The sequence below is a fragment of the Thermobaculum terrenum ATCC BAA-798 genome (assembly GCF_000025005.1).
Taxonomy (GTDB): Bacteria; Chloroflexota; Chloroflexia; order Thermobaculales; family Thermobaculaceae; genus Thermobaculum; species Thermobaculum terrenum.
Map to the genome: position 1 here is coordinate 364,859 of NC_013525.1, position 21,057 is coordinate 385,915.

At 47.3% G+C, this 21,057-nt stretch carries 23 protein-coding genes; 12 read left to right on the forward strand and 11 right to left on the reverse strand.

Annotation, left to right across the window (positions count from 1 at the left end; genetic code table 11):
- The first annotated feature begins 219 nt into the window (after window positions 1-219).
- Both TTER_RS01665 and TTER_RS01670 read left to right on the forward strand, forming a co-directional pair.
- On the forward strand, window positions 220-2,043 hold the full coding sequence (locus TTER_RS01665) for a 2-oxoacid:acceptor oxidoreductase subunit alpha (protein ID WP_012874291.1): 1,824 nt from the start codon (window positions 220-222) through the stop codon (window positions 2,041-2,043).
- A gap of 3 nt (window positions 2,044-2,046) precedes the next feature.
- Complete coding sequence (locus TTER_RS01670; RefSeq protein WP_012874292.1) at window positions 2,047-3,099, forward strand: 2-oxoacid:ferredoxin oxidoreductase subunit beta; 1,053 nt, start codon at window positions 2,047-2,049, stop codon at window positions 3,097-3,099.
- On the opposite strand, the gene TTER_RS01675 is transcribed toward TTER_RS01670, so the two are convergent.
- The 7 genes from TTER_RS01675 to TTER_RS01705 form a co-directional block, all read right to left on the reverse strand.
- The gene (locus TTER_RS01675; RefSeq protein ID WP_012874293.1) at window positions 3,100-3,894 is read right to left on the reverse strand and encodes an LLM class flavin-dependent oxidoreductase; all 795 of its coding nucleotides are present in this window, start codon (window positions 3,892-3,894) and stop codon (window positions 3,100-3,102) included.
- A gap of 22 nt (window positions 3,895-3,916) precedes the next feature.
- The gene (locus TTER_RS01680) at window positions 3,917-4,303 is read right to left on the reverse strand and encodes an MGMT family protein (RefSeq protein WP_012874294.1); all 387 of its coding nucleotides are present in this window, start codon (window positions 4,301-4,303) and stop codon (window positions 3,917-3,919) included.
- 2 nt (window positions 4,304-4,305) lie between these two features.
- Window positions 4,306-5,235: an ADP-ribosylglycohydrolase family protein gene (locus TTER_RS01685; RefSeq protein WP_012874295.1), complete on the reverse strand. Its 930-nt coding sequence runs from the start codon at window positions 5,233-5,235 to the stop codon at window positions 4,306-4,308.
- On the reverse strand, window positions 5,232-5,603 hold the full coding sequence (locus TTER_RS01690; RefSeq protein ID WP_012874296.1) for a VOC family protein: 372 nt from the start codon (window positions 5,601-5,603) through the stop codon (window positions 5,232-5,234). The genes TTER_RS01685 and TTER_RS01690 overlap by 4 nt, the downstream gene beginning before the upstream one ends.
- Before the next feature lie 125 nt (window positions 5,604-5,728).
- Entirely contained in the window at window positions 5,729-6,340 is a 612-nt protein-coding gene (locus tag TTER_RS01695) for a superoxide dismutase (RefSeq protein WP_012874297.1), read from the reverse strand.
- A 131-nt stretch (window positions 6,341-6,471) separates the two neighbouring features.
- Window positions 6,472-7,251, reverse strand: a complete 780-nt coding sequence (locus TTER_RS01700) for an anti-sigma factor (protein ID WP_012874298.1) — start codon at window positions 7,249-7,251, stop codon at window positions 6,472-6,474.
- Window positions 7,252-7,257: 6 nt separating this feature from the next.
- The gene (locus tag TTER_RS01705; protein ID WP_012874299.1) at window positions 7,258-7,848 is read right to left on the reverse strand and encodes an RNA polymerase sigma factor; all 591 of its coding nucleotides are present in this window, start codon (window positions 7,846-7,848) and stop codon (window positions 7,258-7,260) included.
- A gap of 292 nt (window positions 7,849-8,140) precedes the next feature.
- Here TTER_RS01705 and TTER_RS01710 point away from each other — a divergent pair, with 292 nt between their 5' ends.
- Window positions 8,141-8,320 carry a hypothetical protein gene (locus TTER_RS01710; RefSeq protein WP_012874300.1) on the forward strand — a complete coding sequence of 60 codons (180 nt, stop codon included), beginning with the start codon at window positions 8,141-8,143 and terminating at the stop codon, window positions 8,318-8,320.
- A 48-nt stretch (window positions 8,321-8,368) separates the two neighbouring features.
- Window positions 8,369-9,028 (forward strand): histidine phosphatase family protein, encoded by a 660-nt coding sequence (locus tag TTER_RS01715; RefSeq protein ID WP_012874301.1) that lies wholly within the window; start codon window positions 8,369-8,371, stop codon window positions 9,026-9,028.
- Between the two features lie 30 nt (window positions 9,029-9,058).
- On the opposite strand, the gene TTER_RS14480 is transcribed toward TTER_RS01715, so the two are convergent.
- Window positions 9,059-11,404 (reverse strand): VanW family protein, encoded by a 2,346-nt coding sequence (locus TTER_RS14480; protein WP_012874302.1) that lies wholly within the window; start codon window positions 11,402-11,404, stop codon window positions 9,059-9,061.
- Window positions 11,405-11,582: 178 nt separating this feature from the next.
- Between TTER_RS14480 and TTER_RS01725 the strand changes: the two genes are divergently transcribed.
- The 3 genes from TTER_RS01725 to TTER_RS01735 all read left to right on the forward strand — a co-directional run bounded on the left by TTER_RS01725 (window position 11,583) and on the right by TTER_RS01735 (window position 13,263).
- Window positions 11,583-11,954, forward strand: coding sequence for a YggT family protein (locus tag TTER_RS01725; RefSeq protein ID WP_012874303.1), 372 nt, complete (start codon window positions 11,583-11,585; stop codon window positions 11,952-11,954).
- A 123-nt stretch (window positions 11,955-12,077) separates the two neighbouring features.
- Window positions 12,078-12,527, forward strand: a complete 450-nt coding sequence (locus TTER_RS01730) for a Fur family transcriptional regulator (RefSeq protein ID WP_012874304.1) — start codon at window positions 12,078-12,080, stop codon at window positions 12,525-12,527.
- A complete protein-coding gene (locus TTER_RS01735; protein ID WP_012874305.1) occupies window positions 12,520-13,263 on the forward strand; it encodes a metal-dependent transcriptional regulator in 744 nt (247 codons plus the stop codon). The genes TTER_RS01730 and TTER_RS01735 overlap by 8 nt, the downstream gene beginning before the upstream one ends.
- On the opposite strand, the gene TTER_RS01740 is transcribed toward TTER_RS01735, so the two are convergent.
- Window positions 13,253-14,104 (reverse strand): hypothetical protein, encoded by an 852-nt coding sequence (locus TTER_RS01740; RefSeq protein ID WP_012874306.1) that lies wholly within the window; start codon window positions 14,102-14,104, stop codon window positions 13,253-13,255. The two genes, TTER_RS01735 and TTER_RS01740, sit on opposite strands and share 11 nt — an antisense overlap.
- A 74-nt stretch (window positions 14,105-14,178) precedes the next feature.
- On the reverse strand, window positions 14,179-15,138 hold the full coding sequence (locus TTER_RS01745) for a 2-hydroxyacid dehydrogenase (protein WP_012874307.1): 960 nt from the start codon (window positions 15,136-15,138) through the stop codon (window positions 14,179-14,181).
- Between the two features lie 123 nt (window positions 15,139-15,261).
- Here TTER_RS01745 and TTER_RS01750 point away from each other — a divergent pair, with 123 nt between their 5' ends.
- The 5 genes from TTER_RS01750 to TTER_RS01770 all read left to right on the forward strand — a co-directional run bounded on the left by TTER_RS01750 (window position 15,262) and on the right by TTER_RS01770 (window position 20,363).
- A complete protein-coding gene (locus TTER_RS01750) occupies window positions 15,262-16,083 on the forward strand; it encodes a M55 family metallopeptidase (RefSeq protein WP_012874308.1) in 822 nt (273 codons plus the stop codon).
- Between the two features lie 86 nt (window positions 16,084-16,169).
- Window positions 16,170-17,537, forward strand: coding sequence for an aspartate aminotransferase family protein (locus tag TTER_RS01755; protein ID WP_012874309.1), 1,368 nt, complete (start codon window positions 16,170-16,172; stop codon window positions 17,535-17,537).
- A gap of 14 nt (window positions 17,538-17,551) precedes the next feature.
- Window positions 17,552-18,481 carry a glycosylasparaginase gene (locus tag TTER_RS01760; RefSeq protein WP_012874310.1) on the forward strand — a complete coding sequence of 310 codons (930 nt, stop codon included), beginning with the start codon at window positions 17,552-17,554 and terminating at the stop codon, window positions 18,479-18,481.
- A 79-nt stretch (window positions 18,482-18,560) separates the two neighbouring features.
- Window positions 18,561-19,487, forward strand: a complete 927-nt coding sequence (gene rbsK / locus TTER_RS01765) for a ribokinase (protein ID WP_012874311.1) — start codon at window positions 18,561-18,563, stop codon at window positions 19,485-19,487.
- A gap of 6 nt (window positions 19,488-19,493) precedes the next feature.
- A complete protein-coding gene (locus tag TTER_RS01770; RefSeq protein ID WP_012874312.1) occupies window positions 19,494-20,363 on the forward strand; it encodes a DNA-methyltransferase in 870 nt (289 codons plus the stop codon).
- Here the strand turns inward: TTER_RS01770 and TTER_RS14485 are convergent.
- The gene (locus TTER_RS14485) at window positions 20,360-20,977 is read right to left on the reverse strand and encodes a histidine phosphatase family protein (protein WP_012874313.1); all 618 of its coding nucleotides are present in this window, start codon (window positions 20,975-20,977) and stop codon (window positions 20,360-20,362) included. The genes TTER_RS01770 and TTER_RS14485 overlap by 4 nt on opposite strands.
- Between the last annotated feature and the right edge of the window lie 80 nt (window positions 20,978-21,057).

The following is a 21,057-nucleotide window of genomic DNA, read 5'->3' on the forward strand; positions in this document are numbered from 1 at the left end:
CAAGCCGGCTTGCAGGATAGCGCTATAGGCATCCTGTGTCAATACCTGATTACAGCAAAAAGCTAGCCATATGAGATCTATTGCAAATCATACCCTTTACAGGACGTCAATGAGTGGTACTATAAGCCTAGAGCTCGTCATATGATAGTAGCCTAATAAACATAATAAAATTATACAGACTGTTGGTACGAGGGGAATAACTAATCGAGAGGGTATGTCATGAGCCTGGCTGAAGACATAAAAGCTATACCTGTGGGTAAAACGCCTGAGGTGATCAACGACTTTTCCATAGTGGCAGCGACGGTCAACGGCTCCGGAAGTCAGACATCTAACCTGACGCTGATCAGAGCCCTGTTTCGGATGGGGATTCCGGTCAATGGTAAGAATCTTTTTCCTTCAAATATATCGGGGTTGCCTACCTGGTACACCATTAGGGTCAATAAGGATGGTTACATAGCCAGGAAGGAACGAGCAGAGATACTCGTAGCATTTAACCCGCAGACCGCTGCTGAGGACATACAGGCTCTGCCACCAGGAGGGGTCTGCATATACCCTGCAGAGTCCAAGCTGCCTTTGGTTCGGGATGACATAGTATATTATTCTGTCCCAGTAAAGCCTTTTGTGGAAGCTACTGGGGCTGATCCGAAGCTGAGAGAGAAATTTGCAAGCATGGTGTACGTAGGAGCTTTAGCAGAGCTCCTGGGTATTGATAGGCAAGAGATTAGAGCGGCTCTCTCTCAGCAATTTCGCGGCAAGGAGAAAGTTGTTGATCAGAACTTCCAGGTGATAGTCTCCGCTGCTGATTGGGTCAAAGAGAACATAACCAAGAAAGACCCATACAGAGTGGAAAGGATGGAAGCTACAAGGGGTAAGATACTTATAGATGGGAACAGCGCTGCTGCTCTAGGAGCTATATTTGGGGGAGTAACTGTCGCAGCCTGGTATCCTATAACTCCTTCTACTAGCTTGATAGAAGCACTACAGTCTTATCTCCCTAAGTTACGCACGGACAAAGATGGTAACCATACATATGCCGTCGTACAGGCCGAAGATGAGATGGCGGCTTTAGGGATAGTTTTAGGAGCTGGCTGGGCCGGTGCCAGGGCTATGACTTCTACCTCCGGACCCGGAATCTCGCTGATGACGGAGTTTGCGGGATTAGGCTTCTTTGCTGAGATACCTGGGGTTATCTGGGATATACAGAGAATAGGTCCCAGTACCGGTCTGCCAACGCGAGTTTCGCAGGGAGATGTGCTGAAGGTCTACTTCCTTGGACATGGAGATACGAGACATGTCTGCCTGATCCCTGGAACTGTAGCCGAGTGCTTTGAGTTTGGCTACAAAGCTTTTGATCTGGCCGAACGCTTGCAGACGCCAGTGTTTGTGCTCAGCGATCTCGACCTTGGTATGAACCTTTGGATGAGTGATCCTTTTGAATATCCATCTGAACCTATGGATAGAGGCAAGGTGCTCTCTGCAGAGGACCTGCAACGCATAGGAGAATTCGCGCGTTACAGAGACGTAGATGGAGACGGAATTCCCTATAGAACTTTGCCAGGGACTGATCATCCACTTGCTGCCTACTTTACTAGAGGTTCTGGTCATAATGAGTACGCTCAGTATAGCGAGAGACCGGATGACTGGCGAAGGAACATGGAGAGGTTAAGGCGTAAGCATGAGACGGCTCGCAAGTTAGTCCCTAAGCCAGTAATAGAGTCATGGGCTGATTCGAGTGTAGGTATAGTCAGCTTTGGATCAGTACACCATCCTGTGATGGAGGCTATTGATCTGCTTGCAGAGAAAGGATTGAGTACTGACTACCTACGCATAAGGGCTTTGCCACTAGAGGAAACCCTTCGCGAATTCATAAGGAAACATGATAGAACATATGTTATCGAGCTTAACCATGATGGGCAGATGGTTAACCTCATACGTATGGAATTCCCAGAAGTAGCAGATAAGGTAATCTCCATAGCTTACTGCGATGGCCTGCCTATGACCGCTAACTATATAGCGAATGCCCTATTGGAAAAGGAGTGCTAGAACATGGAAACCATAACTAAGCCTGGCAGCTCTCCCGGAAGAAAAGTAAACAGGATAGGCTTGGAGAGGACTGATTACAGGGGGGGAGTCTCTACACTTTGCGCAGGTTGTGGGCATGATTCGATATCCAGCCAGATCATGACAGCAGCTTTTGAGCTCTCGCTGAAGCCTGAGCAGATAATCAAGCTGAGTGGTATAGGTTGCTCGAGCAAATCGCCAGCCTACTTCTTAGGTAGATCTCACGGTTTCAATGCCATACATGGGCGTATGCCGGCGGTGGCTACAGGGGCTACTTTAGCTAACAGGAAGTTGCTAGCTATAGGAGTGAGCGGTGATGGTGATACCGGTAGCATAGGTATAGGGCATTTCAAGCACATGGTTCGTCGTAATATCCCACTGGTCTACATAATAGAAAACAACGGCGTCTATGGTTTGACCAAGGGGCAGTTCTCGGCGACAGCGGATATAGGACAGAAACTGAAGCACGCAGGTATTAATGAGCTTCCTCCTATGGATCTATGTATGGAGGCAATAATAGCTGGATGTGGTTTTGTCGCCAGATCGTTTGCCGGTGACGCTAAGCAGGTCCGTCAACTGTTAAAGGCTGCTATGAGCTTCAAGGGTACCGCTGTGATAGATATTATAAGCCCCTGCGTGACCTTTAATAATGCCGAGGACAGTACTAAGAGTTACCCATATGGCAAGGCTAATGAGGAGCCTCTGCATGAGATAGGGTTTGTGCCAAAGTATGAAGAGATAGTTGTGGACTATGACCCTGGCACGGTGAAAGAGGTCGAGTTGCATGATGGCTCTGTAATCCAGCTACGTAAGCTGGATAGAGATTATGATCCTACTAACAAAGTTGAAGCTTTGAGGCTATTGGAGGAAGCCCAGGCAAACAGGGAATTTATAACTGGGCTGATATATTTCAACGAAGATAGACCTTCCTTCCCAGAAGTTATGCGGCTGCCCGAGAAGCCCTTAGCTGAGCTTCAAGAGGAGGATCTGCGCCCACCTAAAGAGGCACTTGAGGCTATTATGTCAGGCTTGATGTAGTCAGTCTATAATTGCGCTTGCTATTTCTCTGACCTTTTCTTGTAGTGGCCACTCATAGCCGACGTTTATAAACAGTCGGTCTATACCAACTTGCTTCCATTTAGCTATCTCTTGGGAGATATCCTGGGGCCATTGATCCCAATCAAAGTGTAGGTAGACAGAAAGACCTATGGGCTTGTTAGAGTTGGATATTACTCGCTTTGTATATCTCACAAGCTCTTGGTCCGCATAGATATTGATTTCGTCTGCGTATTCCAGTGCTGAGCGTATCAGCTTCTTGGATTTACCGGCACCTACTATGATCCTGGGTGGCTTTGAAGGAGGAGGGGCACAGGTAGCATCCTGCAGCTTCACTTTTTGTCCATTAAACGTAACTTGCTTGCCCTGCCAAACCTCCCTCAAAGCAAGCATGTTCTCTCTTAGTAATGCAATGCGAAACTCCGCATCCGGATAAGGAAGATTCCAAGCAGCATATTCCTCAGGATAATCCCCTGCCCCTATACCAAGCTCGAACCTACCGTCGCTAATCAAGGCTAACATAGATGTCTCTTTAGCCATAACACCTAGCGCGTAGTTAAGGTTACAGATAACCATAGGTACTAGTTTGACCCTCTCAGTAGCACAGGCTATTGCTCCATAGGAAGCCCATCCACAGACGTATCCCCATTCAGGTTTCATGGAGTGATAATGGTCCCAGAAGCCGACTGAATCTAGCCCTAACTTGTCTGCTAAGAGTGCCGCCTGGAAGATCTCCTGCCAGTTACTAGCAGGACTAAATACTATTCCTAACTTCATGATTTCTGCCTCACTAAATAAACTAGCTATCCTGGCTCAATCGCTCGAGCTTGAAACTTAGCCACTCGTCTACTAACTCTTGTGGAGGGAACCATTGATACTTCTGAAGATCAACAGTGAAGTCCTCTCTAACTTCTACACCATCTTTCTCCAGATCTTTCTTGTGACTATATACTCCTCCCCATCCGTAGCCTGCTGCCAGTCCTCCGAACCTGTTGACCACCCGCTGGCAAGGGATATTTAGCTCAGGAGGAGTATAGTGGAGGATCCATCCTACAACCTGAGCTGATCCTGGGTAGCCTGCTAGTGCTGCTATCTGTCCATAGGTCATTACCTTGCCCTTGGGAATCGAGGATACAATCTTCCAGACGATCTCCTTGAAAGACTTGGCTTCCTTGGGCGTGCTCATCTTTACCTGCTTGTCCGCACTATCTGTTCTGCAAGGACTATTAGCTCTTGCGCTGGTTCCAGCCTTTCTAGCCATCTTTGAGGTATGGATTCTATTCCATAGTGAGCGCCAGCAAGCGCTCCTGTAACGGCTGCTCTGGTATCCGCATCTCCCCCCAGATTGGCTGCCTTTATGATAGCATCTTCCAGGCTGCTGGTATTTCCGAATGCCCAAATAGCGCTCTCGAGAGTCGCCAGCACGTCTCCGGAGTTATCTAGATCATCTTCGCTCTTCTTCTCTATACTGCGCAACATCTCACTGATTTCAGGCTGTGGAACTTTGTCGGCTACTCGAACAACTACTTGCTCGAACCTTCCTCTAAGTAATTCGGATATCATCATGTTTAGCGCTACAGCCGCCCATTGACATACTGGGTTAGCGTGGGTAATGGAAGCTACACTACGTGTTTGCTTCACGAGCGCTTGCTCTCGTTTGTAAAGGAGCAGAGCTATAGGCACACATGGTATAAGGCACCCGTTTCCTCTGCTGCCATTCATAAAGCCCTCTCGTTCAATCACCAGCTTACTAGCTTCATAGATAGGTGTGCCATCTCGGATCAAGCTGAGTGACTCAAAAACGGTGTGGTCAATATCCTTTGGGTTGGAGTTCATCCATTCGACTAAGCGAGTTGTGATATCCTGCGGGTCTACCCTTCCTAACGTGGCTATGCTGCGAGCAACCTCCAGCATCATCTGGGTATCGTCAGTAACCTCTCCTGGGCTAAGCGAGAGCCATCCTCCGCCTATGAAGTCTCTTACCTGCCCTAGGTTTCTACGGATCTCGTTTTTACCCATTAACTCTAGTGGTCCCCCAAGAGCATCCCCGCAGGCTGCAGCTATCAGAGTACCACGAGCCTTGGATAATAGCTTCAGATCTCCTTGGTCTGTACTCATGCTTTCTCCTCTTGGACCTGGAGTATCTCTATACGATTTCCAAAGGGATCTTCTGTATAGAAGCGGTGGAAGCCAGGCAGCAGATGGTCATCTATAACCTTTACTCCGTACTGTAACAGTCTGTGTTTAATGCCATCAAGATCGTCTACCAAAAACGCTACATGTGCCTTTGTAGATGGTGAGAAGTTAGGATCTATCCCCAGGTGCAGTTCTAGGTTTCCCGTAGAGAACCATATTCCACCTCTGGATGCTAGTGTTGGAGGCTTAGGGACTTCTGTAAGGAGAAGAATCTGGCTATAGAACTCTCTAGCCTTGTCCTCACCCCCTTTTGGAATAGCTATCTGTACGTGATGGATGGCAATACTCACAACTCTCCCTCCATGGATCGAGAAAATACAAGCTCTCTACTTACCCGAAGATCTAGGACGCAAATAAAAACTATAGATAGGATCGCGCGGATCCTATCTATAGTTTGCTGGTTGACGCTGAGGATTTACTTGCTGGACTGCTCAAAGCGGCGGTTGATCTCGTCCCAATTGACGACGTTCCACCAAGCTTCCAGATACTCTGCTCTGCGGTTTTGATACTTGAGGTAGTAAGCGTGCTCCCAAACGTCGTTGCCCATTATGGGATAAAGACCTTCCATAAGTGGGCTATCCTGGTTAGCAGTGCTGATTACCTGTAGCTGACCGTCTGGAGTGCGTACAAGCCATACCCAACCGCTGCCAAACCTCTTTGCTCCAGCATCGTTGAACTGCCTCTTGAACTCCTCGAAGCTCCCAAAGGTCTGCTTGATAGCGTCTGCTATTGGGCCATAAGGCTCCCCGCCACCATTCGGCTTCATGATTACCCAGAACATACTATGGTTGACGTGACCACCACCATTGTTGCGCACAGCCGTACGTATATCCTCGGGTATGCTGTTTATATCCCTAAGCAAGTCCTCGGCACTCTTGTTCTGTAGCTCTGGATATTTCTCTAATGCCTGATTGAGATTGTTTACATAGGTGCCATGGTGCTTATCATGGTGGAGCCTCATGGTCTGCTCATCTATGTAGGGCTCAAGGGCATTGTAATCATATGGGAGTGGTGGTAACTCATGCATGGTGATAAGACCTCCTGAAAGTTTTTAGTTTTGGCAGGTGGGATATTTATCCCAACGTGACCTACCCAGCAAAATATGTGCCCTTCAAGGGCAATAATAGCCTTAACTGCCTATATTTTGCTAGGGATAGATTAATCCTTGAGACTACTAACAATGATGGGGTTAGATGTAGGTTGAGGACTACCACCTTTGGGCTCGCGAGTTATTCCCATTGCCGAGTACTGGCCAATTGGCTCCGGAGCCGAAAGCACTACAGCTAGTGTGCCGTTAGGGTGCACTACTGCTGCGCTTTGTTTATGCCCATCTTTTATCAGCCATATCTGGTAGTCCTTATCCTCGGGTATAGGAGGAAGTCCTTGTATAACCAGGTAGGCTTTGTTATTGTTGGGGTTCATAATCATCCTGCCGTGGATGGAGTTTTGCTGCATCTCGGCTACCTGCGTGCTTGGCGATGTTAATAGGGCAACTATGGTTCTTTGTTCTTCTACGTCTGCCTTGAGTTGGTTTATTTGCCCCCTTTGCAGAAGAGCTATTACGCCTAGAGCTAAGATAACTACGGCTAGTGCTGCTGGAGCTACGAACTTCAAAGTGTTGCTTCCTAGGAAGAATCTCGCCCAGAAGCTGCCAGTAGATGCTGTCCTTGGTGCAATCACTTGCTCGTGAGGCGTACGCTCTTCGCTGCGGATACGATCCAGCAAGCGCTGTTTTACAGAAGGGGGAGGTGAATGTTGCTCGCTAGCCATACCAAGTATTGAAGCTACAGGTAGTAGCTCATCCAACACAGACGTGCAATCCATGCATGACTGCAGATGACACTCCATGAGCCTCATGTCCTCGGGCTCAAGTGCTCCAAGCACATAAGCGGTGATTACCTCATATAACTGCTCGTGATTGTTATGCTCTATCTTCACGTTGTTCTATAGCTGTTCAGGCTTGATTCCCTTTTCTATTAGGTTTCTGCGAAGATGCTGCAAGGCCAAGCGCATTCTAGTCTTGATTGTGCCCAAGGGCTCACCTACTTTATCAGCTATCTCGGATTGAGTAAGCCCCCCGAAATATGACATCTCAAGAACTTTGCGCTGGTTTTCAGGAAGCTCTCTCAGAGCCTCTAAGACTATATTTCGCCTTATACCACCCATTATTATCTCATCTGGATCCTCTAAGCTGCTATCTGGCAGGTTCATTAGGTAGTTAGAGGAGTCTTCAGAGCGAATCGATTTGGGACGGGCCTTGCACCTCCTGATCTCATCTATGGCTATGTTATGAGCTATACTCATCAACCAGCTGGCGCACTTACCTCGGTCGTTACTGAAGCTTTTGGCTTGCTTCCAAGCTCTGAAGAAAGTCTCTTGAGTCAGCTCCTCAGCCACCTGTTGATCTTGAACGATTCTCAATATCATGGAGTAGACAGCTCTTGAGTAACAGTCGTACAAAGCCTCCATGGCGGATAAATCACCACGAGATAGTCGCTCCATGATTGCCTGGTCGTCTAGGGGCTGATTCGACATAGCCTATAGTTCCGCCATTTTCTGCCCGACAGCACCTCCTGTAATCTTCTTTATAACTATACGTAAGGAAAGGCTGTCGGGATTAATAATTTGAGAGCTTCGGAAGGAATTGTAAGTATATGCGGATTGATTTGCAATATACTCAATGGCATCTAACATAGCATTGGACCTTTGTTGGTGATCAAGTATCGGTGATCAAGAGAGTTTATGCAACTACTATGCATATTATGCTCAACTCTTGTCACTTTACCAGCAATTTTAGTTCCATCATTGAGTTTTTGGAGGCTAGACTTTGCAAGTAGATGATATTTCAAATCACGACCGAGAAGACGAGGAGCAATTACAAAAGATACGAGAATGGTATAAGCAAGCCAGGAGTATGGGAATAAGCAAGGAAACGTTCTATAGAGAGATGATACCGATTGTGGGGATAGAGTCCTTAGATAATGCACTGGAAGGCTACGATGAATAGTGGGCTATAATCTGTAGTTGTAAAAGCAAAACATTAGGTAGGAGTGTTATGCCCGAAACAAAGATTTTGTTGGTCCGTCACGCTGATGTACATAACCCTGATCAAATAGTATATGGCAGACTTCCTAGGTTCAGGCTGAGCAAATTGGGGGAGGCGCAAGCCGAAGCTACTGCTGAATTTCTCTCCAAGGAAGACGTCAAATACATATATACCAGCCCAATGCTAAGAGCCAGACAGACAGCCAAAGCTATAGCTAAGTATCATCCTGATGCCAAATTGAGGATTTCAAAGCTTCTTGCCGAGATCAATACCAGCTGGCAGGGTATACCCTGGTCACAAATAGGTGCGAATGCTAACCTATACGAGCCTATCAAAGACCCGGAAAATGAGACCATAGAAGATGTAGCCAAGAGGATGCTCAGGATCATTAGAACTCTGGTGCGCAGACATCCGGGTGAAACCGTGATTTGTGTTAGCCACGCAGATCCTATAAAGATAGCCTGGGTAGCACTTGAGGGTAAAGAGCTTACTTTTGAGAACATTCGTAAGCCACCTTATCCAGATAGAGCGTCGGTTACTACGATCACTTTCAATGACGATCATGTGGTTAGCATTAAATATGAGAATCCGGCCATTAGCGTTAGGGTAACCCCGGAGCAAGAGAGTGAGAAGAAACCCAGTAGAAAAAAGGTGCCAGTGGGTGTGTAAGTAAGAGGGCAATTGCCCTCTTACTTACCATTATCTTTGCTCTATTTTCTTAGTCGAATCTTTAGAATTATTTACGTCTTTCTTTTGTTGCTTGTCTTTGTTTTCTGACTCTTTATTTTTGTTTTTAGTCTCCTTCTTCGGTGGCTCCTTCTTCGAAGGTTCTTTCTTTGGTGGTCCTACCCTGTATATGTTGCCCCAGGGCTTGTAGCGGCTAAAGAATGAGTCTTGCAGTACGACCTTACCATTCTTGGTAACTGTTCTGGTTATGGTTACGTCCATGCCTTCATGCGCCCAGTCTACCTGCTCTTTGGTACCAGGGGGTAATGTCGGATCATATATAGTCTTATCAGGGAGAGGCGGAACTATGTTTGTTATTACTGGTTTCCCTCGTGTCACCTCATACCCTGGGTCAGTACCATATAGAGTTATAGTCAACTTTGTATCTGTCCATTTGGCTTCGATCAATATATAGTGCCCTGTAGTGTTCTTCCACTTGAGATCCTTGTACGGGAAGTACACTGCCGCATCAAATCCTGGAGGGTCACCATCTAACTGATAGTAGGGCACTAGGTATGAATGCTGATGCCTTTCAACTATCGGCAATCCGGCCCAGAAGGCTGCACGGAACATGGTAGTACTTACCTGGCATACACCACCGCCTATACCCGGCACTGTCTGGTCTGCAACTATTGTTAGTCCTTCCTGGTATCCTCTCTCGACACTAATCTCTCCTATGGCCTTCTCGAAGCTGAAGGTTTCTCCAGGGGCCACAACAGTATTGTTTAAGTATCCTGCCGCAGTTTGTATATTATGAACCCTTTCGGGGGGCGAGCCTGTGAACTCGCTGCTGCCCCAACCAATCGATTCCTTAATACCCAGAGCTGCTAAATTGTCAGTGGGGATCTTAGGCTTGGTTACCTTTACAGGAAGGTCGACATCTCTGTCATCGCTGAAAGCAGCCTGTGCTATCAGGTCCTTAGTTTTTTCTGTATCCAGATCCTGGCCATCCTGGCTCTCTCTTAGCACTACTAACTTCCCGCGCCAAGTTAGTTCGCCATTTATGGGATTCTGGTTAATTTCGCTTGCCAAGTTATCTACAAACTCGTTTACTTTGTTAGGGTCTAGCTTCACAGAAGAAGTTCGATTTGCCTTATCGATATCTATAGATGTCCAATCAGCTAATGTGCTCGTTGGAATCTCCCAGCTCTGATCCTTAAAGTGGAGTTTTAGCGGTGATGCTAATAGTTTCTCTAGCTGTGATCTAGCGTTTTCTAGAACACTCGTTGTAACTATTGGTTCTATTTCTTTTGTCGCTAAGTCGGTCTCACCGCTTGATTGTAAAGCTGCATAGATAGCACTGAGGGTAGCGCTATAATCCACCCTCCTTCCTGGCTGCTCGGGTGTTAGTGCTACCTGGTTGCCCTTTATCTCTAGTTTTGCTGGCTCCGGTGGCAGGGCTATATCCTTGTTGATATTAGCTAATATGGGCATTAACTTGGAGGGTTCTATTTTGCCTACAACGCCTTCAGCTCCTGACTCTGCTACTATAGCTTGCTCTATTTCATCAGATGTTATGGTCCAGCTACGGTTCTCAAATCTTAGGGTTACAGGTTTGGACAGCTTTAGTACTAAGTTCTGACGATCTCGCCATGTTGATTGGGTGATATTGGCTTTGACCGTTACTACTGGCAAGGCTATATCGCCCTTCCTCAGGTTTACTAAGGCGCTGTATATCTGCTGAATAGCCATGCTAGTATTGAGCTTTTGTCCATCGACTTCTTTGGAAGCTAAAATGGTACCATCGCCACTGACCGTTAGCTTTGAGTCGGTGGCCGGCCGTGCTATTTGTGGAGCCAATTTGTTGTTTACATAGTTATCGATTTTGCTCTTGTCGAGCACATATTGAATCCTTACAGTACGTCTGCCTATAGGGATTCTTTCAGCGAATTGATGGAAAATATTGCCATCGCGGCCGTACTTGTATGCTTGCTGTACTGCAGGGTCTACGTTCGGTTGCAAACCAAGCTCTGCAGGGGTGATCTTCCATGTATGCTCTCCTTGAGTTAGGACAAGTGGAGTCCTAACGTACTCCATTGCCTTAGCGTTCAACGCCTGTCGAGCTTGTTCGGGGGTCATCCCACCGAGGTTTATGCCAAGAGAATATACGTTTGGGTAAATCTTGCTACGGTAGTAGTAGGAATATCCAACTGATACTGCTAGAAGTAGGAAAGCACATAGAAATACCGATATTCCTACTAGCGGCAGGTAAGTCCTTAGGACCGAGCCATTACGAGACTGTCGCCTTTGGGAACTGGCCTTCGGCTTTATAGTTGGTATAGTTTCGGTCGGTTGAGACCAATGTTCTGTACTACCCATATCTCTCCATAATGCTAATGCTTATTATGATCAGATACCAGTTAACCTTATTCCTTATATAAATGTCTAATTTAGGCTCAAGGTTTCACTCAAACGTAAATTGCATCCGGGCATATTTCATGCTCTTAATGCAGGAAATTATACAAAGGTTCTGCATTTTTCGTGGGAGAGAGTAGCAATGAGCCGGATAGATGATGATAACGCCAGAAGTTTGAACGAAGATAGGATATACGAGGAAAGATATGTTGAGGTAGACAGGAGAAGCCTGTTGGCCTATCGATGGGCCAGGGTCGTGTACTTCGTATTTGGGATAATAGAAGGCTTGATAGCCATCAGGTTTGTACTGAGGCTGTTGGGTGCAAATCCTAATAGCCAATTTGCAGCTCTGATCTACAACCTAACAGCCCCCCTATTGGCACCCTTCAGAGGGTTGTTTTCTGAACCTAGCTTCGGAACAGCCGTTATAGAATGGCGCTCCCTTGTGGCTATAGCCGTGTATATGTTGCTTTCCTATGTTTTAGTAAGGCTTGGGTACCTGCTGTTCTCGTAAATCTAGCCTTTAATGCCTTCTAACCACCCTCTAGGAGGGCTCCTTAGAGGTTGTATTTAGACGTCCTAAATGTCATAATATAACCAAGGTAAAAAACTATAGTAATTAGGAATAGTTCTAAATATGACCATACAGGACAAGCGGACATCCGAGCTGGTTGACTTGCTTAGAAACGCTGGTATGCGGGTTACTCCTCAGAGGCTGGAGATTGTGAGTGCTTTGGTGCATGGCAGTCACCCTAGCGCTGAGGAGATCTACGAGCAGGTCAGCGCTAAGCTGCCCACTACAAGTTTGGCGACGGTGTACAACACCTTGGAGGCTCTTAAGTCTTTGGGGCAGGTGTTGGAGGTAAGGCCTCCTCAGGGCGGTATTAGATATGACGTGCTTCGTCCATATGGACATTCGCATCTGGTATGTAAGCGTTGTGGCAGGGTGGAGGATGCTCCGCAGCAGATACTAGAGAATGGCGAAGTGTCGCTCAAAGTCCCAGATATTGGTTGGTCAGATCTAGAAATCAGGCTCGACCTAGAGGGTATATGTCCATATTGCAGGGAGGTGGGCGCCGATGGCTAGTTCCCAAGCAACAGAAACAACCCATGTAACTGCCAGCATGGAACAGTACCTCTTGGCTATGTATTGTCTCCGCAGGGAGAATCAGCCACTCATCGGCGCTCGTCTGGCTGAATGGTTAGATGTGTCTCCGGCATCGGTGACCGGCATGATCCACAGGATGAGCCAGGAAGGCTTGGTACAGGTAGGCAGGGGAAAGCAGATTACTCTGACGACTAAGGGGTGGCAGATAGCACTCACGACTGCACGTAGGCACTATCTGGCTGAGCGGCTGCTAACTGATATGCTAGGGGTGGATTGGTACAGAGCACATGTGGAAGCCGAGAGATGGCAGCATGCGATAACTGATGAGACCGAAGAGAAGCTCTGGATAGCGCTTGGGAGGCCAACTACGTGCCCCCATGGTAGCCCCATACCAGGTACGGGAGCATGCTTTTCTCCCCATTCCCGCAAATTAACAGATGTTGAAGTAGGTCGAGAGCTAATAGTTGAGCGTATTTCAGACAGTGCTACTGAAAACATCGATTTGCTCAAGTTTTTTCAGGATCATCTCATAATGCCTGGTAAGAAGCTGAGTGTGAGGGAAATTAACTCTATTACTCAGGCTGTAACGGTAGAAACAGAGAACGGTCCTGTTGCACTGGGGATCGAGGCTGCTAGGCAAGTTATAGTCGTACCTGCCCATCTATTCCAGCAGCGAAAGCCACCTGAGAGACTGAGAAAGGACTCTACTTTCTAACGCCAGGTAGCTTATGACTTTCCATATAGCAGAATCTATCCCATATACTCATACCGCCTCCACCGGTAAGCGGTAGACCTTGAGGTACTAGGTTTCTGCTTGTTGCAGACTCTACTTCTGGAACCTCTTTATTTGCTGAAGTTTCGTTGATTTCTAATGTGATATTCCTATTAACCTCTAAGACCCCCAGGTCTTGTAGAACTAACTGGGGATCTCCAGGTTCAGCACCAGTGCTGGTTGTCTTTACTCCTGTACCACGCACTATTTTTACTATCAGTAATGATTTACCTACAACCTCATCTGTAAATGTATAGACCAGGTCTCCATCTGGATCTGTAAGTCTGTGGGCTACCTGCGAGGAATTGGGTGGCCCATAAACAGCCCAGAAAGTATAGTTTTTGTTTGCCTCATCTTCTGATACTTTGAGCTTGATGCTGAATTCAAAAGCCTTTACTGTAGCTAGTATGCTAGGAGTATCACTGCCAAGGTAGTTAAACTGGACTTCGTTTGATTGCTTGCCTGATACTGGTTCCACAGCAAAGATTCTAAGATTACTACCTTCTAGATTGGGAATCTTTTCCTGAGGAGGTATCGGTAAAGACAGGTGTATATTGCCTTTGTGGTCGGACTTCCCCTTGCTGATGATTATTCCTTCCGGGTTGGCTGCAATTATTACCTGTGCATTAGGTGTGAAGCCTTTACCATCTAAGGTAACTTTTGTACCAGGTTTGCCTTTGCTGGTGGAGATACTGATAAAAGGTCCTGAGTTAGCGCTAGCATCTCCGATAAAACCTAGGCATAACAGAAGGGCTATGACGCATGCTATAAAGCTACCCCTCAAAGGTTTATCCTCCAGTGCTTGTATACTGTTGTCCATAATACTAATAACTGTAGCAGTCGTGTAAAGGTTACTCCCTAGGAGCCTAATATGTTGACTTGATTTGGCGCTTGTGAGCCCTCCAGCACGGCTATCACGTTTCGTGCTGCGATCTCGGACATTAGGTCACGTGTCCTTTGTGAGGCACTTCCTATGTGAGGTACAACTATACAGTTAGGCAGGTAAAGTAATGGGTGGTTCCTTGGTAAAGGTTCTGGATCTGTGACGTCGAGTCCGGCACCAGCGATTTGCCCTTCTCTTAGCGCTTCTACCAGGGCTGCTGTGTCTACTAGCGGTCCTCTGGCAGTATTGATCAAGATCGCCGTTGGCTTCATGCGCTTAAGGGTTGATTTGTTAATCATATGCCTGGTCTCTTTAGTGAGAGGAGTATGAAGGCTTATGAAGTCGGATTGTGCTAATAATTCGTCTAAGCTTACCTTTTGAGCATCTATGCCCGTTTTTTCAGATCTTGAGGTGTACAGAACTTTCATCTGAAAACCTATTGCCCGCCTAGCTACAGCCTGTCCTATTCTCCCCATTCCCACTATTCCTAGAGTAGCTCCGTAGACGTCCTGTCCAAGCAGCAGCTGAGGTTCCCAGGTGCGCCACTTGCCATCTTTAACATGAGAGACTCCCTCTATAAGCCTGCGGGCCACGGATAGCATCAATGCCCATGCAAGATCTGCTGTGGTCTCAGTCAGTACATCTGGCGTATTGGTGACCACTATTCCCGCTTTAGTTGCAGCTTCCAGGTCTATGTTGTCGTACCCTACTGCGTAGTTTGCTATAACCTTGAGATTGCGTGCGTTAGATATTACTTCTTCATCTATCTTGTCGGTCAGCAGAGATATCATAGCATCAGCCTGAGAAATCCCTCTCTTCAACTCTTCTTTGCTCGGCGGCAGATCCCCTGGCCATATGTCTAATTCGAATCCATGATCTTTCAGTAACCTTAGCCCTGCTTCGGGAATCTTCCTCGTAATGTATACTCTGTACAACCTTAACCTCCGATATATGTGCTTTGGAAACAGTTTACGCTGAGATATCATAAAGTGCATCATAACATCAATGATTCTGCGAGGATCTGCTTCTTATTGTGTTCTAGATTTTGGGGGTAAGGAATGCGAGTCTACATTTCTGCAGACATGGAGGGCATCTCAGGAGTTGTACATCCCTCACAGATAGATCCAAACGGTAGCGACTATCTACGAGGTCGTCGTTTGCAAACAGGGGATGTGAACGCTGCTATAGAGGGGGCTTTACAGGCAGGAGCTTCTGAGGTGATAGTCAATGACTCTCATTGGGTTCAGCGCAACATTCTTCTGGAAGATTTGCATCCATGCGCTAGGCTGATCTCCGGAAGCACTAAGCGATTAGGTATGGTGCATGGGGTGGAGGGAGCAGACTTGGCATTGTTCATCGGATATCATGCTAAACATGGTACCCCTTATGCTATTGCAGACCATACTTGGAGCTCAAGCTGTGTCGATGACCTGAGGCTTAACGGCCACTCCATAGGGGAGTTCGCTCTCAATGCTTATATCTGTGGCTACTTTGGTGTTCCTGTGGTTATGGCCAGCGGAGATCAAGCACTAGAGAATGAAGCTAAAGCTCTTATTCCGGGAATCCAAGTAGCGGTGGTCAAATTGGCTACTGGTAGGTGGGCAGCAGAGTGCTTACCTTTGTCGGAGTCTCGTAAGCTTATAAGGAGCTGCGCCAAGGAGGCGGTATCGGTGCGCAATATACAACCGCTGTCTCCTCCGAGTCCTTGTGAGGTAGAGCTTGATCTAATGGTTACTGAGATGGCCGACAGAGCTGAGTATGTGCCTGGTGTGCATAGGATAGGGGGTAGAACTATTGGCTTTGAGTGCGAAGATATCATAAAGGCTTTCGAGATGTTTCGTACCGTGGTGAACGCAGCGTCGTTATTTACGCCTTTCTAGAAAAAGCATTTTATAGCCTATGGCCAGCTATTTGCTGTCGATTGTTGTACCATAAGCTAATAGATAACCTTCTTGGAGACAGAGAAATGATGGGGCATCTAACACGGGAGCTAAGTGCGGTAGTAGATAGGTACATCCAGCAGAGACCTAGATCGGCAGAGATATACCAGCGTGCCGTAGAGGATCTTCCCGATGGTGTTACTCATGACAAGCGGTTTATGACCCCTTTCCCGACATATATCCAAAGGGCTAAAGGTAGTAGAAAGTGGGATGTGGATGGTAATGAATACGTAGACTACGTCATGGGCCATGGGGCATTACTGCTAGGCCACTGTCATCCTGAAGTAACTCAGGCCGTGGTGGAGCAGGTTCAAAAGTTCACCCATCCTGGAGGATCCCATGAGCTAGAGGTAGAGTGGGCGGAGTTGGTCAAATCACTGATACCTTCTGCTGAGAAGGTAAGGTTCACGAGCTCAGGGACGGAAGCAACTCATATGGCTATCCGTCTGGCCAGAGCCTACACAGGCAGGAAGAAGATCGTGAAGCTTGAGGGGCACTTTCATGGTTGGCACGATGGCGTAGCCAAGGCTCAAACTCCTCCCTACGACAGGAAGACTCCGGGCATTCCAGATGAGATATCTGAGCTCACGCTGGTATCGCCAGCCAAGCTGGAATCTATAGAGAAGATATTTAGCTCGGATAGAGATATAGCGGCAATAATATTTGAACCCTCGGGGGCCAGCTATGGTACGGTGCCTCTGCCCGAAGGCTTTGTGCAAGGGCTGAAGGACTTATCTGATCGCTATGGTGTGCTGCTTATATGTGACGAGGTGGTCACAGGTTTTAGATGGTCTCCCGGGGGAGTGCAGGCGTTAGCAGGAATAAAGCCTGATCTTACCACATTGGCCAAAATCCTCGCAGGAGGTTTCCCTGGAGGGGCTGTTGCTGGTAGGGCCGATATCCTGGATCTGATATCGCATGCCAGCGATCCTGCCAAGAGGATAGTACATCAAGGTACCTTCAATGCCAACCCCGTATCTGCTGCCGCAGGTGTTGAGTGCTTGAAGATAGTGGGCTCAAGCGATGTTTGCCAGCAGGCAGCAAGCAAGGCAGCTGTACTCCGCTCGAGACTCAATGAGAAGTTCGAGGATCTGCAAATACCTGGATGTGCATACGGCGAGAGCTCTATCTGTCACATCATAATTGGCGAAGAGGTGCCTAATAGGGTTCGGGGAGACTTGCAAAGGCCTGATCTGCCTGAGGATGTGCTCCGTACCAAAGGTACCAACCAGCAATTGATGTGGCTATTTGATCTTGCGATGATGAATGAAGGTGTAGATTTGTTCTCTGGCAGTGCTTTCGTCAGTAGTTATCATACGGATGAGGATATAGATCTGACGATAGATGCCTTTGTTAAGGTGGTTTCGGAGCTTAAGAATGAAGGTTATCTATAGTTGAGGTGATGATTTTGGGCAAGTTCGTGGTGGTTGCTAGTGCCAATGGAAGAGTTGGCATTGAGGAAGCTGCCAGGGTTTTGGCAAATGGGGGTAGTGCTCTCGATGCGGTAGAAGTTGGCTGCAGGTTGGTAGAGAGTAATCCTGAGGATCATTCGGTCGGCCTCGGAGGTCTGCCTAACCTGATAGGCGAGGTGGAGCTTGATGCTTCGATAATGGATGGTACGACACTCCGGGCTGGTGCTGTAGCTGCGGTCAAGGGGTACGAACATCCCATATCTATAGCTCGCAAAGTCATGGAGCTCACGCCCCATGTCTGCTTGGTAGGTAGTGGTGCTGAAAGGTTTGCCAAAGAAATGGGGTTTGAGCCAACAGATCTGCTTACCCCAGAATCCAAGCGGCTGTGGGAGGAGCGTATACGAGGGGAATCTTCTGATGTAGATCCTGGAATGATCCGCTACCATGAGCAGATTATACAGTGGCTATCGCTTATAAGCGATCCCGAGAAGCCTGCAGGTGGTACGGTTAATTTTCTTGCGCTTGATAGGGAAGGCAATCTTGCTTGCGGAGTAAGTACCAGTGGCTGGTATTGCAAATATCCAGGCAGAATAGGCGATTCCCCAATTATAGGTGCAGGCAATTATGCAGATAGTAGGTTCGCTGCTGTGGGCTGTACTGGTAGGGGAGAGCTTGCCATGAGGATTCCCGCAGCTTATACCGTGGTGGTCAGGGTACAAAGAGGGGAATCGCTAATCAACGCTCTCTGTCAGACGATGCAGGATATAAACAAACTGGAAGATCCTTATGCAACTGGGCTGAGCATGGTTGCCCTTGACAAAGATGGCAACCATGCAGCTGTGTCTAATAGACCGGATACTACATATGTATGGTTAGAGGAGGGAATGGATAGCTACCAAGAGTCGCCCAGGATATATGTCGCATAGAGCAAAATGCTGAGGACTTCCAATTATTACGTCTTTTACAATATCATCAAGCTAGAGACAACCTGTATTTTGGATAGATATGACAGCTAGAGTGGTGGTTGTTGGTAGCAGCAATACTGATATGGTGGTACCTGTCCCTCATATCCCTGGAGTGGGGGAGACGGTGCTGGGTGGGGATCTGATTATTGCCCCCGGTGGGAAGGGGGCCAACCAGGCTGTGGCTGCTGCTAGGCTGGGTGCAGAGGTGGTTTTTATCGGCGCTGTAGGTAGTGATGACTTTGGTCAAAAAGCCATCAAGGGGCTTAATGCAGATGGTATAGATACTAGCTACGTTAAAATAGTTGATGGAACCCCTAGTGGTGTTGCCCTGATAATGGTGGATCCTTCGGGCAATAACTCCATAGCAGTCTCCCCGGGAGCAAACTCTCGTCTGTTCCCAGAAGATATCGAGCTCAGCTCAAAGGTCCTACAAAATGCCAGGATTTTGCTAACTCAGCTTGAGGTTCCTCTGGATACGGTAGCAACAGCCCTGGAATTCGGTAAGAAAATGGATTGTGTGACTATGCTCAATCCAGCACCTGCTCCTGCTACAGGGCTCCCAAGTGACATTATCTCCCATGTAGATGTGATCACTCCTAACGAAGTAGAGGCCAGGGCACTGGTGGGACGTGATATGCCATCTGAAGACTTGGCCAAGGCGCTGTTGGATCTGGGGGTGAAAATAGTCATACTAACCTTGGGGGAGAGAGGGGCGCTAGTGGCCCAGCAAGATAAGTTGGTAGCGGTGGAACCTTTTGCAGTTAGTCCTGTGGATACTACAGCTGCTGGTGATGCCTTTAGTGGGGCATTGGCGGTAGCAATAGCTGAGGGGCTTGAGCTAATAGATGCGGTACGCTTTGCTAACGCAGCGGCTGCTCTATCTGTTACTAAGATGGGCGCTCAGCCGTCCATGCCTACTAGAGCAGAGCTTGAAACCTTCCTCTCTAGACATCAAATTTCTGGGTAAGTGACGTTGAGTTCTTCAAATAAGATCTTCTTCGGAGATAATCTAAGGGTTCTCGAAAGCCTGCCATCTAATTCTGTCAATCTTATATATATTGATCCCCCATTCAACACAGGCCGTCGTCAGGTACGCATATCCATGAGCGTTGATAGAGATGATCAAGGTGATAGGAAGGGCTTCGGTGGCTATAAGTACTTGACTAAGGTATTAGGCAAGTTATCTTTTGATGACATCTACGACGACTATCTAGCTTTTTTAGAGCCTAGATTGAGAGAGGCTCATAGGGTGCTGACTGCAAATGGTGCATTGTATTTTCATATAGATTATCGCGAGGTTCACTATTGCAAGATCCTTCTTGATTCTATCTTTGGGAGAGACAATTTCCTTAACGAGATAATATGGGCTTATGACTATGGTGGTAGGAGCAAGAGAAAGTGGCCTACCAAGCACGATAACATCCTTTATTACGTCAAAGACAGAAACAACTACGTATTCAATGCTGATGAGATAGATAGATTGCCCTATATGGCACCTTCTTTGGTGGGGGGTGATAAGGCTAAATTAGGTAAGTTGCCAACCGACGTTTGGTGGCAGACTATAGTTAGCCCAACTGGAAAGGAGAAGACGGGTTATCCCACACAGAAGCCGTTAGCAATACTTGAGAGGATTATAAGGGCCTCTTCGTGCCCAGGCGACATAGTGCTGGATTTCTTTGCTGGGAGCGGCACGACTGGTGTAGCTGCCCATAAGTTGGGTAGAAGCTTTATCCTGGTTGATAATAACGAAGAAGCCATAAGAGTAATGCGTTCAAGGTTCCGTGATGTACCTGTGGAGTTTATAACCCTTGAGGACTATAAATACGAGGACAAAGCTGTCTAGACCAGCTCCAGGTGAGAGGTATCATTTAGACATAATAGATTATACTTACCGTCTGTTATTTGTAGCTCGGTGATAGAGCAGTTACTGATCTTAGGGTCCAAATCGGTATTCATGTGCTTGTACATTATCTGCTTGATAAGTGCTCTCATCAACCCCGCGTGAGATACAACTATTGCAGTTCCGCTTTTCTGTATGCTAAGTATCTTTTCCAGGGCCTTATGGGCTCTCTGTTGAAGTTCTACTCTGGTTTCTCCTTGAGGCCATGCCCCAGAAGGTTTACCTATCTTGATATCCCAGGCGTTTTCAGGCCATAGGGAGCTGGCCTGTTCCCACGTCATTCCTGTGGCAAGGCCAAGATCTCTTTCCTGCAACTCAGGTATTATTACTGGCTCAAGCTCGAACTTCGTCGCGATTATCTTAGCCGTCTCGAGAGCTCTACTGAGGGGACTGGAGAATACATTACTTGGAACAAGTATCTTGGCAAGCTTCTGAGCTACAGCTTCAGCCTGTTGCCTGCCTTTGCGTGTGAGGGGAGAATCCATTCTTCCCTGCATTATGCCAATGGCGTTCGCTTCAGATTCTCCGTGCCTGACTAAAATAAGCCTTACTGTCAATATAACCTCCTATTTTTGATTCTATTATGTCCTAATTATGGGAAAAAAGTACCGTAGCTTTCTGCGTTGTGATAATAGTA